Here is a 14105-nt window from a genome sequence, read left to right as displayed (position 1 = left end):
TCACCGCATGAAGTTCAGCTCGCAGACCCTGCGCACCTTCACCACGCTGCATACCTGGGTCGGCCTGGTGGCCGGCTTCGCGCTGTTCGTGGCCTTCTACGCCGGCGCGCTGACGGTGTTCCACCACGACATCCCGCTGTGGCAGACGCCGGCATCGGTGGACCAGCCCGCTGCGACCCTGGCCGACGCGCAGCGCCTGCTGGACGGCGTGCTGGAGCGGCATCCCGCCGCGCGCGCGCACATGGGCATGACCTTCCCCGGCGGTGACCATCCGCAGCCGATCGCCTACTGGCAGGACGCCAAGGGGATCTGGCAATACGCCTGGCTGGACCACTACGACGGCAGCGTCACCCCGCCGCAGACCGGCCTGGCCGAACTGGTCAATGAACTGCATTACACGCTGGGCCTGCCGGTGGCCGGCATCTACCTGATGGGCATCGTCAGCCTGCTGTACGGCGTGGCGCTGCTCAGCGGGCTGGTGATCCACCTGCCGAAGCTGGCCGGCGACCTGTTCGCGCTGCGCCCGGGCCGCAACCTGAAACAGTTCTGGCAGGACGCGCACAACGTCATCGGCGTGCTCAGCCTGCCCTTCCACCTGATGTTCGCGGTCACCGGCGCGCTGCTGTGCCTGGTGTTCCTGCAGATGGCCCTGCTCAACCCGCTGATCTACGACGGCAAGCTGCTGCAGGCAGTGCCGTCGGCGATGGACACCGCGCCGGTACGCCCCGCCAGCGGCGCGCCGGGCACCGCGGTGAAGCTGGCCGACCTGCATGCACGTTCGCTGCAGGTGGCCCGCGACCAGGGCGTGCAGGGCTTCGAGCCGGCCTACCTGAAACTGGCCAATGCCGGCGACGCCAACGCCACGATCGAGATCACCGGCGAATCCGAAGGCACGCTGGGGCCGGCCGGCGCAGTCGCCTTCGATGTCGCCAGCGGCCGCCTGCTGGCCAGCCAGTTGCCGGGCCGCCGCGATGCCAACCACGCCACCCTGAGCGCGGCCTATGCGCTGCACTTCGGTGAGTTCGGCAACGGCGTGGTGGCCTGGCTGTACTTCCTGCTGGGCCTCGGCGGCGCCTTCCTGTTCTACTCCGGCAACCTGTTGTGGATTGAATCGCGGCGCAGGCGCCGGCAGCTCGAACAGGGCCGCGCGCAGGTCAACATGGCACGTGCCACGGTCGGGGTCTGCATCGGCCTGGTGGTGGCGATCTCGGCCGCGTTCGTGGCCGCACAGGTGCTGGAACGCGTGGCACCGCAAGCGGTGGATGCCGGCATCCGCTGGGTGTGCTTCCTGACCTGGGGCGCGTGCGCCGCATGGGCCGCGCTGCGTCGCCCGGCGCAGGCCGCGCGCGAGCTGCTCTGGGCGGCCGCCGTGGTCACTGCGCTGGTGCCACTGGCGCATGGCGCGCTGAGCGGCTGGTGGTGGTGGACCAGCGCCGGGCACGGTCACTGGGCGCTGTTCTGGGTGGATGCGGTGGCATTGGCGATGGCGGTCGGTCTGGCCGTCGTGGCGCGGGCCACCGCGCGCCGCGCCCGCGATGGCGAACCGAACAGCGTCTGGGCCGATCCGCGGTGAGTTCCTCAGCGGATCCGGGCGACGGTACCGCCAGCACGTTGCGCGAACACGCCCATGCGCTGTTCGACGCAGGCGAACTGCACGCTGCCGACGCTGCGTTCGCCCGCCTGGCCGCGCAGCATCCCGATGACGGCGCCCTGCACTACATGCGCGGGCTGGCCAACAAATATTTGCGCGACTGGAGTGCATCGCTGCAGCACAACCTGCGTGCGCAGGCCCTGGAATCCGACTTTGACCCTGCCAGTGCATGGAATGCCGCCATCGCCGCGACCGGGTGCGGCGATTGGGAACAGGCGCGGCGTCAGTGGGCCCGCTGTGGCATCGATTTTCCCGCCGGCGACGGTCCGATCAATGCGGATTTCGGCATTGCCTGCGTGCGCCTCAACCCGTGGGCCGATGGAGAAACGGTCTTCGTCCAGCGCATCGATCCGGTTCGTGCCCGCTTGTTGAATGTCCCGCTGCCGGAATCCGGCCATCGCTTCGCCGACATCGTGCTGCACGATGGCGCGTCCACCGGCACGCGCTGGTCGGGCGAGGCCGACGTACCGGTGTTCAATGCGCTGCAGGTTCTGGAACGCTCCGACCATCGCACCTTCGCGGTGTTCATCCAGTGCCCGGACGCCGATGCGCTTGAGCAGCTGCAGCAGGCCACCCTGCCCGGTATCGGTTACGTGGAAGACTGGACCCTGTCGGTCCGCCACCTGTGCCTGCGCTGCAGCTACGGCGCGCCGCACACCCACGAACGCGACGATGCCGACCTGGAGGAGGCCGGCAACGATGACTGGCACCCCGAGCGCAGTCTCGGCATCGGCGCACAGGGACGCACCGCGGTGATGCGCCTGCTGGGTGACTGGGCGGCGGCGGGAGTCGGCCGCCGCGTGGATTCGGTCAGCGCATGCGGGAACGACCTGCCGCTACCGGCCCAGGGCCGCGCATGGTGGCGCGGCATGGACGAAGACGACGCCCCGCCCTGACCCGCACCGCTGCCTGGCACGCAACCCATCTGGTTCATGACCACGCCGTGCTCAAGTACGCTCGTCGATCCAGTCCAGAAGATGCGGCGCGATCACCGGTGCCACCCGCGCACGCAGTGAGGCGCTGATGGGCCGGAAGGTGCGATTGACGAGGTGGAAGCCCAGAATGCACGCTCCGGCCGACCACTTCGCACTTGCCCGGCCCCGTCCGGTCGGCCGTATGGACGACAGCTGGTGAGATGCCTGACTGCAGGTGTCGATGACATCGAAGTTGTTCTCCCGTCCCACGACCTTGTACTGCCTGTTCCGGGATGTCCGCAACTGCATGGAAACAAGCCCCTGTATGGATCGCCAGTGCGTGGACACCTGCACCACCGCCTCGCCGTCGGCGAGGCGAAACGGACTGGACCGCTCGGCGAGCTGGCCTGCCACCAGTTCCTCGCCGCCGGCGTACTCCATCCGGACGCCATCGAGAAAACCAACCTCTATGTTCTGCACGCGCCGCAGCGTGATCTCCACCGAACGCAGCGGCGACGTCGGGGCTTTCCAGCCGGGAATGGCGTTGCGGTCGAGCTCACTGCCATCCCATACCCCGATGACGCGGCTGTAGAGTTCGCGATCAAGGGTGACCGGGCTGCGCTCGGGATGTTTTTCCGCATCGAAGGCGTGCCAGGTGTCGCGTTGGTCCAGCGCACCGAGCTGCAGCCTGGTGCGACGCTCCAGCAATTGGGAAAGCGGCGCATTGCCCGTTTTTGAATTTGCGCTGCGCACTCTCGCATAGGCTGCCTCTGCCTCACGATCCACGTAATCGGTGTACTGCGCGATTGCTTTCTTCTGCTGGCTCAGCAGCTGCTCGCGGAAGGCAGCGTTGAAACCCAGCGCATCTGCTTTCAGCACCATGTCGCGCAGCAGTGCAAGATGAAGGCTTGCGCCGGTCGCGTAAAGGGGCAGCAATGCCTCGCGCTCGCGGTCGAGCGTGAAGCGCGGCAACGTGGCCACAAAAAGGGAATTGGCCGCGATGCTTTGTGACCGGATCGCGTTCGGGTCACCCGACTTGACGGCATTGCCGTAGAGCTCGGCCACGTTGCTCAGCCCAATCAGATCGGCCCGGACCAGCGTGAACAGCGCTTTGGAGATGCTGCCATCCGTATAGGCGCGCCAGCGCTCTTCCGCGCTCTGGCCTGCGCCTGGAATGAACAGGGCACCAAGATAGGACAGGAATCCGCCCACCACGGGCACCAGGTTCAGCCCGGCCAGAAGCGCTTCACGGATGGGGCCCCACGGGTCGGCTTGGTCGGCAAGGCCTGATGCCTGCCGGTGACCCGCCGCAGGCACGGCGAGCAGCTCAGACTGGGCCCATGTCGCGGGAACCAGCAGACCCGTCGAGGCGGCGCCCGCGCACTGCAGCCACATGCGTCGGGAAGGGTCCTGCAGCCCCACCGGATGGGGAAGGGGAAGCCTGAAAGCAGGAAGTCGAGTCATGGAGATGCTCCGGTCTGGAGAGGTAGGTAGTGAGCCGTGAAGCACGTTGGTTCATGACGCGAGCCAGGGGATCGCCCCCAGACCGCGTGCTGACCAGCATCGGCGTTGCTGGCCCTCTACGGACACGATCAAGCTATCTGCTGGCTGCTGCGATTCCATCCGTCGCAGACGAATCACCAACCAGGCCGCTACGCACTTCCTGCATTGCCAGATACGCGAGCCGGACAGGCGCTGCGTTCCACGCCAGACGACAGGCAAAGAAAAAGCGGGCCGAAGCCCGCTTTTTCATTCCAGCAGTAGCGTGGCGACCGATTACTCGGCAGACACGCCCTCGCCTTCTTCGACGGCCTTCATCGACAGGCGGATACGGCCCTGCTTGTCGACTTCCAGCACCTTGACCTTGACCACATCGCCTTCCTTCAGCACGTCGCCGACCTTCTCGACGCGGTCGCTGGAGATCTGCGACACGTGCACCAGGCCATCCTTGCCCGGCAGGATGGTGACGAAGGCGCCGAAGTCCATGATCTTGGCGACCTTGCCTTCGTAGATGCGGCCCGGCTCGACGTCCGAGGTGATCTGTTCGATGCGGGCCTTGGCAGCCTGCGCAGCGATGGCATTGACCGAAGCGATGACGATGGTGCCGTCATCCTGGATGTCGATCTGGGTGCCGGTTTCCTTGGTGATGGCCTGGATGGTGGAACCACCCTTGCCGATCACTTCGCGGATCTTGTCCGGGTGGATCTTGATGGTCAGCAGGCGCGGCGCGTAGTCCGACAGCTCCTGGCGCGGTGCGGTCAGGCCGTGGGCCATCTCGCCCAGGATGTGCAGACGGCCGGCCTTGGCCTGCTGCAGTGCCTGCTTCATGATCTCTTCGGTGATGCCTTCGATCTTGATGTCCATCTGCAGGGCGGAGATGCCCTCAGCGGTACCGGCCACCTTGAAGTCCATGTCGCCCAGGTGATCTTCGTCACCCAGGATGTCGGACAGGACGACGAAGCGCTCGCCTTCCTTGACCAGGCCCATGGCGATACCGGCAACCGGCGACTTCACCGGCACGCCGGCGTCCATCAGGGCCAGCGAGGAACCGCAGACCGAGGCCATCGACGAGGAGCCGTTGGATTCGGTGATTTCCGACACCACGCGGATGGTGTACGGGAAGGATTCCAGCGACGGCATCACGGCGAGCACGCCGCGCTTGGCGAGACGGCCGTGGCCGATTTCGCGACGCTTCGGGCCCATCATGCGGCCGGTCTCACCCACCGAATAGGGGGGGAAGTTGTAATGGAACAGGAAGTTGTCCTTGTACTCACCGGACACGGCGTCGATCACCTGACCGTCGCGGGCGGTGCCCAGCGTGATGGTCACGATGGCCTGCGTTTCACCGCGGGTGAACAGCGAGGAACCGTGGACGCGCGGCAGGATGCCGGTCTTCACGGCGATCGGGCGGACGGTGTCCAGCGCACGGCCGTCGATGCGGACCTTGGTGTCCAGCACCGAGTTGCGCATGGTGCTGTATTCCAGCTCGCCGAATTCCTTCGACAGCTCGGCCGGGTTCCAGCCTTCAGCGGCCACGCGGCCAGCCAGCGACTCGACCACGTCCTTCTTGATCGCCGAGATGGCGTCACGGCGCTGCAGCTTGTCGCGCACCTGGAAGGCTTCGCCCAGGCGCGGGCCGATGGCTTCCTGCAGGGCGCTGATCAGCACGTCGTTCTTGGCCGGGGCGACCCAGGTCGACGGCTTGGTGCCGGCTTCCACGGTCAGCTCGTTGATCGCGTTGATGACCTTCTGCATTTCGCGGTGACCGAAGGTCACGGCGCCCAGCATCACTTCTTCGGACAGCAGCGCGGCTTCGGATTCCACCATCAGCACGGCATTGGCGGTACCGGCGACAACCAGTTCCAGCTCCGAATCCTTCAGTTCGGTCACGGTCGGGTTGAGGATGTACTCACCGTTCTTGTAACCGACCTTGGCAGCGGCGATCGGGCCCTTGAACGGGGTACCGGCCAGCGACAGCGCGGCCGAGGCACCGATCAGCGCGGCGATGTCGCCGTCGATGTCCGGGTTCAGCGACATCACCGTGGCGATGATCTGCACTTCGTTCTTGTAGTCTTCCGGGAACAGCGGACGGATCGGGCGATCGATCAGGCGCGAAATCAGCGTCTCTTTCTCGGTCGCACGGCCTTCACGCTTGAAGAAGCCACCCGGGATACGGCCACCGGCGTAGAACTTCTCCTGGTAGTCACAGGTCAGGGGGAAGAAGTCCTGGCCCTCACGCGCGCTCTTTGCGGCAACGGCGGAGACCAGCAGCACGGTATCGTCGAACTTGACGATGACGGCACCGCCGGCCTGGCGGGCGATTTCGCCGGTCTCAAGCGTGACGGTGTGTTTGCCGTACTGGAAGGTTTTGGTGATTTTTGCCACGGAGGGTGTCCTTGGGATGCTGTCTGCGAATGGACCGTCGGCGACCCGTGCCGCCTGCGGGTGACCGGTCGTTCCGGTCTGAATGCGATGGGTATTACGGTGCTACAAAACAAAACCGCGGCGCATCGCTGCGCCGCGGAGGATTCGTTGCTTAGCGACGCAGGCCAAGCTTTTCGATCAGACCCTTGTAGCGGGTCACGTCTTTCTTCTTCAGGTAGTCAAGCAGGCTGCGGCGACGGTTGACCATCTGCAGCAGGCCACGACGGCTGTGGTGATCCTTCTTGTGGGTCTTGAAGTGGCCGGTCAGCAGTTCGATGCGGGCGGTCAGCAGGGCGACCTGGACTTCCGGGGAACCGGTGTCGGCGGCGCTGCGCTTGTTGTCTTCAATAACCTTCTGGGTGTCGATCGACATTTTCTTTTCTCTTCTGATGCGGGGCCAGCAGGAACGTGTTCACGCACCGCTTGGCTCGCCGTAGGCTGATGATGATCCTGCACGACGCAGGTTGCCCGTGAAAGGGCCGCAAAATTGTAACGGGAGCGCCCTCCCGGAACAAGGTCCGGGACTGAATGGCCCCGGGCAATGTCACAGATTGAAGCGTCGCTGGGACGCCAGCAGGCCGCTTTCATCAACCTGCCCCAGCCCGCAGGCCGCGCCGTCGGCGCCATGCACCACCACCAGGCCTTGCGGCCAGCGGGTATCGCGCTGGCGCTGGCCGAGGCAGAAGCGTGCCGCCTGCTGTTCATCCAGGTCGACCCGGGGATAGTCCACCAGACCGGCCGAAAGCGGCAGCAACAGGGCATCCATGCCGGTTTCATCACCGGAATCGGCCAGGCTGCGCAGCTGGTCGAGGGTGACCATCGCCGGTTCAGCGAACGGCTCCACCCACAGGCGGCGCAATGCACTGATGTGCGCACCGCAGCCCAGCGCCTCGCCGAGGTCGCGGGCGATGCTGCGGATATACGTGCCGGACCCACAGGTCACGCGCAGCCGCAGGCGATCCGGCTGCTGCTCCAGTACCTCGATGGAGCGCACTTCCACCTCGCGCTCGGGTGCTTCGATGGCATCGCCGCGACGCGCCTTCACATACAGCGGTTCACCGCCCTGCTTGAGCGCCGAATAGATCGGGGCACGCTGGCGGATATGGCCAGTCAGCGCGGCAAGCGCGGCCTGCAGCGTGTCGGCACTGATCTGCGGTACCGGGCGCTGCAGCAGCACCTGGCCTTCGGCATCATCGGTGTCAGTGGTCTGGCCAAGCACGACGTCCGCGTCGTAGGCCTTTGCCGAGCCGAGCAGCAGCCCGGCGATCTTGGTGGCCTCGCCGAAACACAGCGGCAGCAGGCCGGTGGCCAGCGGATCCAGGCTACCGGTGTGGCCGCCCTTTTCAGCACGGAACAGGCGACGGGCGACCTGCAGGGCCGCGTTGGAGCTCATGCCGCTGGGCTTGTCGAGCAGCAGGATGCCGTCCAGGCGACGGAATTGAATGCGGGGTTTCATCGGGGAACGCCAACTTCGGTAGCGCCGAGCCACGCTCGGCGGTCATGATCCGGGAACGGCTGCGCAGTCACCGAGCAAGGCTCAGCGCCGCGCGGGGATCATTCTTCGTCGCTTTCGCGCTTCTTTTCCGCCGCGACGGTGTCGGGCAGTTCACGCAGCAGGTTGTCGATGCGCTCACCGCGATCGACCGAATCGTCGTAATGGAAATGCAGCTCGGGCACATGGCGCAGCTTCATCGCACGCGCCAGCTCCATGCGCAGGTGCCAGGCCAGTTCCTTCAGGCCCTTCATCGCTTCTTCGGAGCGCTCGGCCATCAGCGCGGTCACGAAGATCTTGGCATGGGACATGTCGCGGGTGATTTCCACATCGGACACGCTGACCGAGGGCAGCCCGTGTTCGCGCACGGCGTTGTGCACCAGGGTGCCAAGTTCGCGGCGGATCTGGGCGGAAACACGGTCGGTTCGATGGAAAGTCTTGGGCACGCGGCAGGGCTCTTTTATTTGGGGGGTGACACGGTACACGGTGATGCATTGAAGCAGGACCGGGCCTTTCGGCCCGGTCCCTTGCAGCCTTACAGGGTGCGCGGCACTTCGATACGCTCGAAGCACTCGATCTGGTCACCCGGCTTGACGTCGTTGTACGCCTTCACGCCGATACCGCACTCGGTACCATTGCGGACTTCGTCGACGTTTTCCTTGAAGCGACGCAGCGATTCCAGCTCGCCCTCGAACACCACGACGCTGTCGCGGAGCACGCGGATCGGCTTGTTCCGCTTGACGATGCCTTCCACGATCATGCAGCCGGCGACAGCGCCGAACTTCGAGCTGCGGAAGACGTCGCGGACATCGGCGATACCGATGATCTCTTCGCGGATCTCCACGCCCAGCAGACCGGAAGCCACCTGCTTCACCTGGTCGATCACGTCATAAATGATCGAGAAGTAACGCAGGTCCACGCCGTTGGATTCAATGATGCGACGGGCCGAAGCATCCGCACGCACGTTGAAGCCGATCACGGTGGCCTTCGAAGCGACCGCCGAGTTGGCGTCCGATTCGGTGATGCCGCCCACGCCGGAGTGGATCACGTTGATGCGGATGTCGTCGTTGGACAGACCGACCAGCGCCTGGCTGAGCGCCTGCACCGAACCCTGCACGTCGGCCTTGATGACCAGGTTGAGGACCTGCTGGCCCTCGCCCTTGCCGAGCGTGGCCATGATGTCTTCCATGCGGCTGCCGGCAGACTGCACCAGGCGCGATTCACGGCGCTTGGTTTCGCGCTGCTGCGCCACGTCCTTGGCCAGACGCTCGTCTTCGACCACCACGAAATCATCGCCTGCTTCCGGCACGCCGGACAGACCCAGCACCTGCACCGGAATCGACGGACCGGCCTGGTCCGGCTGCTTGCCGGTTTCGTCGAACAGCGCACGCACGCGGCCGTACTGGATGCCGCACACCAGGTAGTCGCCCTTCTTCAGCGAACCCTGCTGCACCAGCACCGTCGCGACCGGGCCACGGCCCTTGTCCAGCGAGGATTCGATGACCACGCCGCTGGCGCGGCCGTCGGCCACGGCCTTCAGTTCCAGCAGTTCGGCCTGCACGGAAATGGCTTCCAGCAGGTCGTCGATGCCGAGACCGGCCTTGGCCGAGATTTCGACCATCTGGATGTCACCACCGAAGTCTTCGGAGACGACCTGCTCGGTGAGCAGTTCGTTCTTCACGCGCATCGGGTCGGCACCGGACTTGTCGATCTTGTTGATCGCCACGATCAGCGGCACGTTCGCCGAACGCGCGTGCTGGATCGCTTCCTTGGTCTGCGGCATGACGCCGTCATCGGCAGCCACCACCAGCACCACGATATCGGTCAGCTTGGCGCCGCGGGCACGCATCGAGGTGAAGGCAGCATGGCCCGGGGTATCCAGGAAGCTGATCACGCCCTTCGGCGTTTCCACGTGGTACGCACCGATGTGCTGGGTGATGCCACCCGCTTCGCCGGTGGCGACCTTGGTGCGGCGGATGTAATCCAGCAGCGAGGTCTTGCCGTGGTCGACGTGGCCCATGATGGTGACCACCGGCGGACGCGAGACGGCTTCGCCGCGCTCTTCACCGGTAGCGGCCAGCAGTGCCTCTTCGACATCGTCATTGCCAGCGCGGACCACGACGTGGCCGAGCTCTTCGGTCACCAGTGCCGCGGTGTCGTGGTCGATGCTCATGGTGATGGTCGCCATGACGCCCATCTTGAACAGCGCCTTGACCACTTCGCCGCCCTTCAGGGCCAGCTTGGCGGCCAGGTCGGCGACGGTGATGCTGTCGCCGATCGCCACTTCACGCACGACCGGCGCCGTCGGCCGCTCGAAGGCGTGCGGACCACTGTTCTGGCTGCCGCGGCTGTCGCGACGACCCGGCTGCGGACGGCTGCCCGGACGGCCACGGTTGTTGTTGTTGTTGCTGTTGCCACGGCGCGCACGGTCGGCGGCGGACAGGTGCATCTGGCCGGCGAAACGATCGCCACCCGGACGGTCGGTACGGGCCGGACTGCGGTTGTTGCGGTCATCCGAACGCGGCGGAGCGGCGCCACGCGGCGGCGCGGACGGGCCACCGGCCGGCGGACGCGCGGCACGCGCTGCGGCCGGCGCGGCATCGGCAGCCGGACGCGCGGCAGCCGGACGGCTGGCAGCAGCGGCTTCGGCGGCCTTGGCGGCGATGGCGGCTTCTTCAGCGGCCTTCTTCTCGGCCTCGGCGCGTTCCTTGGCGGCAACTTCTTCCTCGCGCTTGCGCACGATGGCTTCATCGCGCAGGCGGTCCTTCTCCGCCAACGCTGCCTGTTCATCAAGATTGCGCTGGCGGGATTCCTCCAGCTTGCGCAGGATGTCGGCGCGCTCCTCATCCGGGGTCATGCGCGCGGCCGCCTTGTCGTAGGTGCGCTTCTGGCGCACTTCCACGTTCACGGTGGTCTTGCTGCGACCCGCGTTCACCGTCACTTCCTGGTGCTTGCGGCGGTTCAGGGTGATCTTCTTGGAAGCCTCGGTGGCTTCTTCGACGGCCTGCTCGGGCTTGCCGTGGGCACGACGAAGGAAGCCCAGGAGCTTCACCTTCTCGGTGCTGGTCACGACCTGTTCGGGACCGCTGAACTTCATGCCGGCACCCGCCAGCTGTTCCAGCAGTTTTTCAACCGGTGTATTGACCAGTTCGGCAAGCTTGCGGATGGTGGTTTGCTGCGACATTCGGATCCTATGATCTTGAGGGCGCCCCCCCGTTTGTGGAGGTAGCGCGGATTCTACGCCCTGATCGGCTCAGGGCCCTGTTCATTGCCGGCTCATTCGCCGCGTTCCAGTCGGGCGATCTCCTCGGCGCGGGCAGACAGGATCAGCGCCGCGGCGCGCTCCTGGTCCAACCCCTCGATGCCGAATTCAACCACCTCGTCGGCAGCCAGGTCCGACAGGTCCTCACCGGTGCGCACGCCATGGCTGGCCAGGGCGTAGGCGGTAACCTCGTCCATGCCTTCCAGGGCCAGCAGGTCGTCGGCAGGAACGCCGTCTTCCAGGCCTTCTTCAACGGCCAGCGCCTCGTTGAGCAGCGCGTCACGGGCACGTGCGCGCAGTTCTTCGACGATGTCTTCGTCGAAGCCTTCCACCGCCAGCAGTTCGCCGACGGGTACATAAGCGATTTCTTCGACGGTACCGAAGCCTTCGCTGACCAGGATGCCGGCGATTTCCTCGTCCACTTCCAGCTTGTCCATGAACAGCTGGCGGGCCGAGGTCTGCTCGGCTTCGGACTTGGCAGTGACCTGGTCCTGGGTCATCACGTTCAGCTGCCAACCGGTCAGTCGGCTGGCCAGGCGCACGTTCTGGCCGCCCTTGCCGATCGCCTGGGCCAGGCGGTCTTCGGCGACCGCCAGGTCCATCGAGTGCTTGTCTTCATCGACGATGATCGACTGCACTTCGGCCGGCGCCATCGCGTTGATGACGAAGTTGGCCGGGTTCTCGTTCCACAGCACGATGTCCACGCGCTCGCCATTGAGCTCGTTGGACACGGCCTGCACGCGCGAACCGCGCATGCCGATACACGCGCCGATCGGATCGGTACGGGTGTCGTGGGCCAGCACGGCGATCTTGGCGCGGTCGCCCGGATCACGTGCGCAGGCCATGATTTCCACCAAGCCCTGGCCGACTTCCGGCACTTCCAGCTTGAACAGCTCGATCATGAACTCCGGCGCGGCGCGGCTGATGAACAGCTGCGGGCCACGCGGTTCGGAGCGCACTTCGGCCAGGTAGCCGCGCACGCGGTCACCGGCACGCAGCACGTCGCGCGGAATGCCCTTGTCCTTCGGGATGAAGCCCTCGGCGTTGCCGCCCAGGTCGACGAAGATGTTGCCGCGCTCGGCGCGCTTGACCACACCGGTGATCAGTTCGCCCACGCGATCCTTCCAGGCATCGACGACCTGCTGGCGCTCGGCTTCGCGCACACGCTGCACGATGACCTGCTTGGCGGCCTGGGCGGCGATGCGGCCGAAGTCCGGGTTTTCGATCTGTTCTTCGACGTAGTCACCCACGTCGACGCCTTCGGCTTCGTCGATGGCGTCCATCAGGCGGATCTGGCGGTCCGGGGACTCCATGACCACGTCGTCGGCCACCACTTCCCAGCGGCGGAAGGTCTGGTAGGTGCCGTCCTTGTGGTCGATGACCACGCGCGCCAGCACTTCCTCGTCGGGGTAGCGCTTCTTCGCCGCCGAAGCCAGGGCGGCCTCGATCGCGTCGAAGATCACTTCACGCGGCACGCCTTTTTCATTGGCGACCGCGTCGACTACCAGCAGAAGTTCCTTGCTCATTGGCTCACTCCGCGCGCGGCTTCTTGGCCGCAGGCTCGTTGGATGGATTTTTGGTCGGCTTCGGACGCTTGGCCGGACCGGTCGGCTTGCTCGGGGCCAGCCCCAGCGCCACCCAGTCGGGCATGATGCGTGCCTTGTCGATGTTGTCAGCCGACACCACCAGGGTGGTCTTGTCGACGGTGAAGCTGATCGTGCCCTGCTCCGCATCGACCGAATCGATCCGGCCCTGCAGGCGGCGACGATTGTCCTGCGGCAGCTTCAACTGCACCTTGGCGTTCTGCCCCAGGTGCTGGCCGAACTGGGCCAGGTTGAACAGCGGGCGATCAACGCCCGGCGAAGACACTTCCAGCGTGTAATTGCCGCTGATCGGGTCTTCGACGTCCATCTGTGCGGACACTTCGCGACTGACGCGCTCGCAGTCCTCGACGTTGATGGTGCGCTCGTCCTGCTCGGCGATCAGCACGTCGATGTACAGACGCAGCGTGGCACCGCCGGGTGCGGGCAGATATTCGACGCCCAGCAGCTCCAGGCCCAGCGCATCGACGGTGGGGCCGAGCAGATTCGCGATTTCGGTTGCCTTGTCGCTCACAGCCTGCCTTGTTGTTGAATGTGGAAGAGATCCGGACCGCGGTGGGCCCGTTCCGGAAATGCAAAAGGGCCCGCTGGGCCCTTTGTCCGGTGAAATCCGGTCATTGGATTCCGGCCGCAGGGCGCGCTGACGCGATCCCCCTGCGAAGCCCAGCTTCTGGTCGAAGCCGGTGGCGGGATGGGTGCGCTCCATGCAGAGCCAACCATCAGATATACCGCCAGCCCGCTGATGATAGACCTTGCACCGCGTTGGTGCAAGCTGCGCGCGGCGTCGCGTGCCCTGAAACGAGAAAAGCGACTCCGTTTCCGGAATCGCTCTCGTCTGATGCCTAGTTGGTAGCGGGGGCAGGATTTGAACCTGCGACCTTCGGGTTATGAGCCCGACGAGCTGCCAGACTGCTCCACCCCGCACCAGAAGCGGAATTATGCAGCATTCTGCTGCGCTGCGCAAGCCCTGTTCGACTTTTCGTGCTGAGCCGGGTGGGCGAACGGGTGAGACCCCCCTCGCGGGTGGCTGCCATTGAGCTGGCTGCTTGGGGTGGGCCGGGCGGGGAGGCTATGCGGGGCACGCGCAAGTACATCCCTGTAGCTCTTCGCCGCTCCTGCGGCTCAAGGCCCCGCATAGCCTCCCCGCCCGCCCCCCTCGCAGATTCCGTTGTCCGCCACCCGCGCAATGAAAATAAAAAATCAAAGGCAGGGGTCAGAGTCCTTTCGCGTAGCGAAAGGACTCTGACCCCGTGGTTCCCCC

Annotated in this window: 10 protein-coding genes and 1 tRNA gene; 2 read left to right on the top strand and 9 right to left on the bottom strand. The window is 65.6% G+C overall.

Annotated elements, in window-relative coordinates:
• The first annotated feature begins 7 nt into the window (after nt 1-7).
• Complete coding sequence (locus tag QE373_RS06560) at nt 8-1573, top strand: PepSY-associated TM helix domain-containing protein (protein WP_123699672.1); 1566 nt, start codon at nt 8-10, stop codon at nt 1571-1573.
• Nucleotides 1570-2547 (top strand): hypothetical protein, encoded by a 978-nt coding sequence (locus tag QE373_RS06555; protein ID WP_309684869.1) that lies wholly within the window; start codon nt 1570-1572, stop codon nt 2545-2547. The genes QE373_RS06560 and QE373_RS06555 overlap by 4 nt, the downstream gene beginning before the upstream one ends.
• 51 nt (nt 2548-2598) lie before the next feature.
• On the opposite strand, the gene QE373_RS06550 is transcribed toward QE373_RS06555, so the two are convergent.
• From QE373_RS06550 to QE373_RS06510, 9 genes are all read right to left on the bottom strand, one after another.
• Complete coding sequence (locus QE373_RS06550; RefSeq protein WP_309684866.1) at nt 2599-4029, bottom strand: insecticidal delta-endotoxin Cry8Ea1 family protein; 1431 nt, start codon at nt 4027-4029, stop codon at nt 2599-2601.
• 312 nt (nt 4030-4341) lie between these two features.
• Entirely contained in the window at nt 4342-6450 is a 2109-nt protein-coding gene (pnp, locus tag QE373_RS06545; RefSeq protein ID WP_057507958.1) for a polyribonucleotide nucleotidyltransferase, read from the bottom strand.
• A 151-nt stretch (nt 6451-6601) separates the two neighbouring features.
• Nucleotides 6602-6862 carry a 30S ribosomal protein S15 gene (rpsO, locus tag QE373_RS06540; RefSeq protein ID WP_057507957.1) on the bottom strand — a complete coding sequence of 87 codons (261 nt, stop codon included), beginning with the start codon at nt 6860-6862 and terminating at the stop codon, nt 6602-6604.
• A 171-nt stretch (nt 6863-7033) separates the two neighbouring features.
• The gene (truB, locus tag QE373_RS06535) at nt 7034-7945 is read right to left on the bottom strand and encodes a tRNA pseudouridine(55) synthase TruB (RefSeq protein WP_309684860.1); all 912 of its coding nucleotides are present in this window, start codon (nt 7943-7945) and stop codon (nt 7034-7036) included.
• A gap of 98 nt (nt 7946-8043) precedes the next feature.
• On the bottom strand, nt 8044-8427 hold the full coding sequence (gene rbfA / locus QE373_RS06530; protein ID WP_123699669.1) for a 30S ribosome-binding factor RbfA: 384 nt from the start codon (nt 8425-8427) through the stop codon (nt 8044-8046).
• Between the two features lie 89 nt (nt 8428-8516).
• Nucleotides 8517-11165, bottom strand: a complete 2649-nt coding sequence (infB, locus tag QE373_RS06525; RefSeq protein ID WP_057507954.1) for a translation initiation factor IF-2 — start codon at nt 11163-11165, stop codon at nt 8517-8519.
• 92 nt (nt 11166-11257) lie between these two features.
• Nucleotides 11258-12769 (bottom strand): transcription termination factor NusA, encoded by a 1512-nt coding sequence (gene nusA, locus QE373_RS06520; RefSeq protein WP_042613002.1) that lies wholly within the window; start codon nt 12767-12769, stop codon nt 11258-11260.
• Between the two features lie 4 nt (nt 12770-12773).
• On the bottom strand, nt 12774-13358 hold the full coding sequence (gene rimP, locus QE373_RS06515; protein ID WP_042613003.1) for a ribosome maturation factor RimP: 585 nt from the start codon (nt 13356-13358) through the stop codon (nt 12774-12776).
• Nucleotides 13359-13691: 333 nt separating this feature from the next.
• A tRNA-Met gene (locus QE373_RS06510) sits at nt 13692-13768 on the bottom strand.
• Nucleotides 13769-14105: the final 337 nt, after the last annotated feature.

It is taken from the genome of Stenotrophomonas sp. SORGH_AS_0321 (genome assembly GCF_031453215.1).
Lineage (GTDB): Bacteria > Pseudomonadota > Gammaproteobacteria > Xanthomonadales > Xanthomonadaceae > Stenotrophomonas > Stenotrophomonas chelatiphaga.
The sequence above is the reverse complement of the archived record's forward strand: the minus strand, read 5'-3'. Positions and strand labels throughout refer to the sequence as shown.

Coding starts and splice junctions, on each gene's coding strand:
- QE373_RS06560 (WP_123699672.1), top strand. CDS start 8: ATGAAGTTCAGCTCGCAGACCCTGCGCACCTTCACCACGCTGCATACC.
- rpsO (WP_057507957.1), bottom strand. CDS start 6,862: ATGTCGATCGACACCCAGAAGGTTATTGAAGACAACAAGCGCAGCGCC.
- infB (WP_057507954.1), bottom strand. CDS start 11,165: ATGTCGCAGCAAACCACCATCCGCAAGCTTGCCGAACTGGTCAATACA.
- QE373_RS06550 (WP_309684866.1), bottom strand. CDS start 4,029: ATGACTCGACTTCCTGCTTTCAGGCTTCCCCTTCCCCATCCGGTGGGG.
- nusA (WP_042613002.1), bottom strand. CDS start 12,769: ATGAGCAAGGAACTTCTGCTGGTAGTCGACGCGGTCGCCAATGAAAAA.
- truB (WP_309684860.1), bottom strand. CDS start 7,945: ATGAAACCCCGCATTCAATTCCGTCGCCTGGACGGCATCCTGCTGCTC.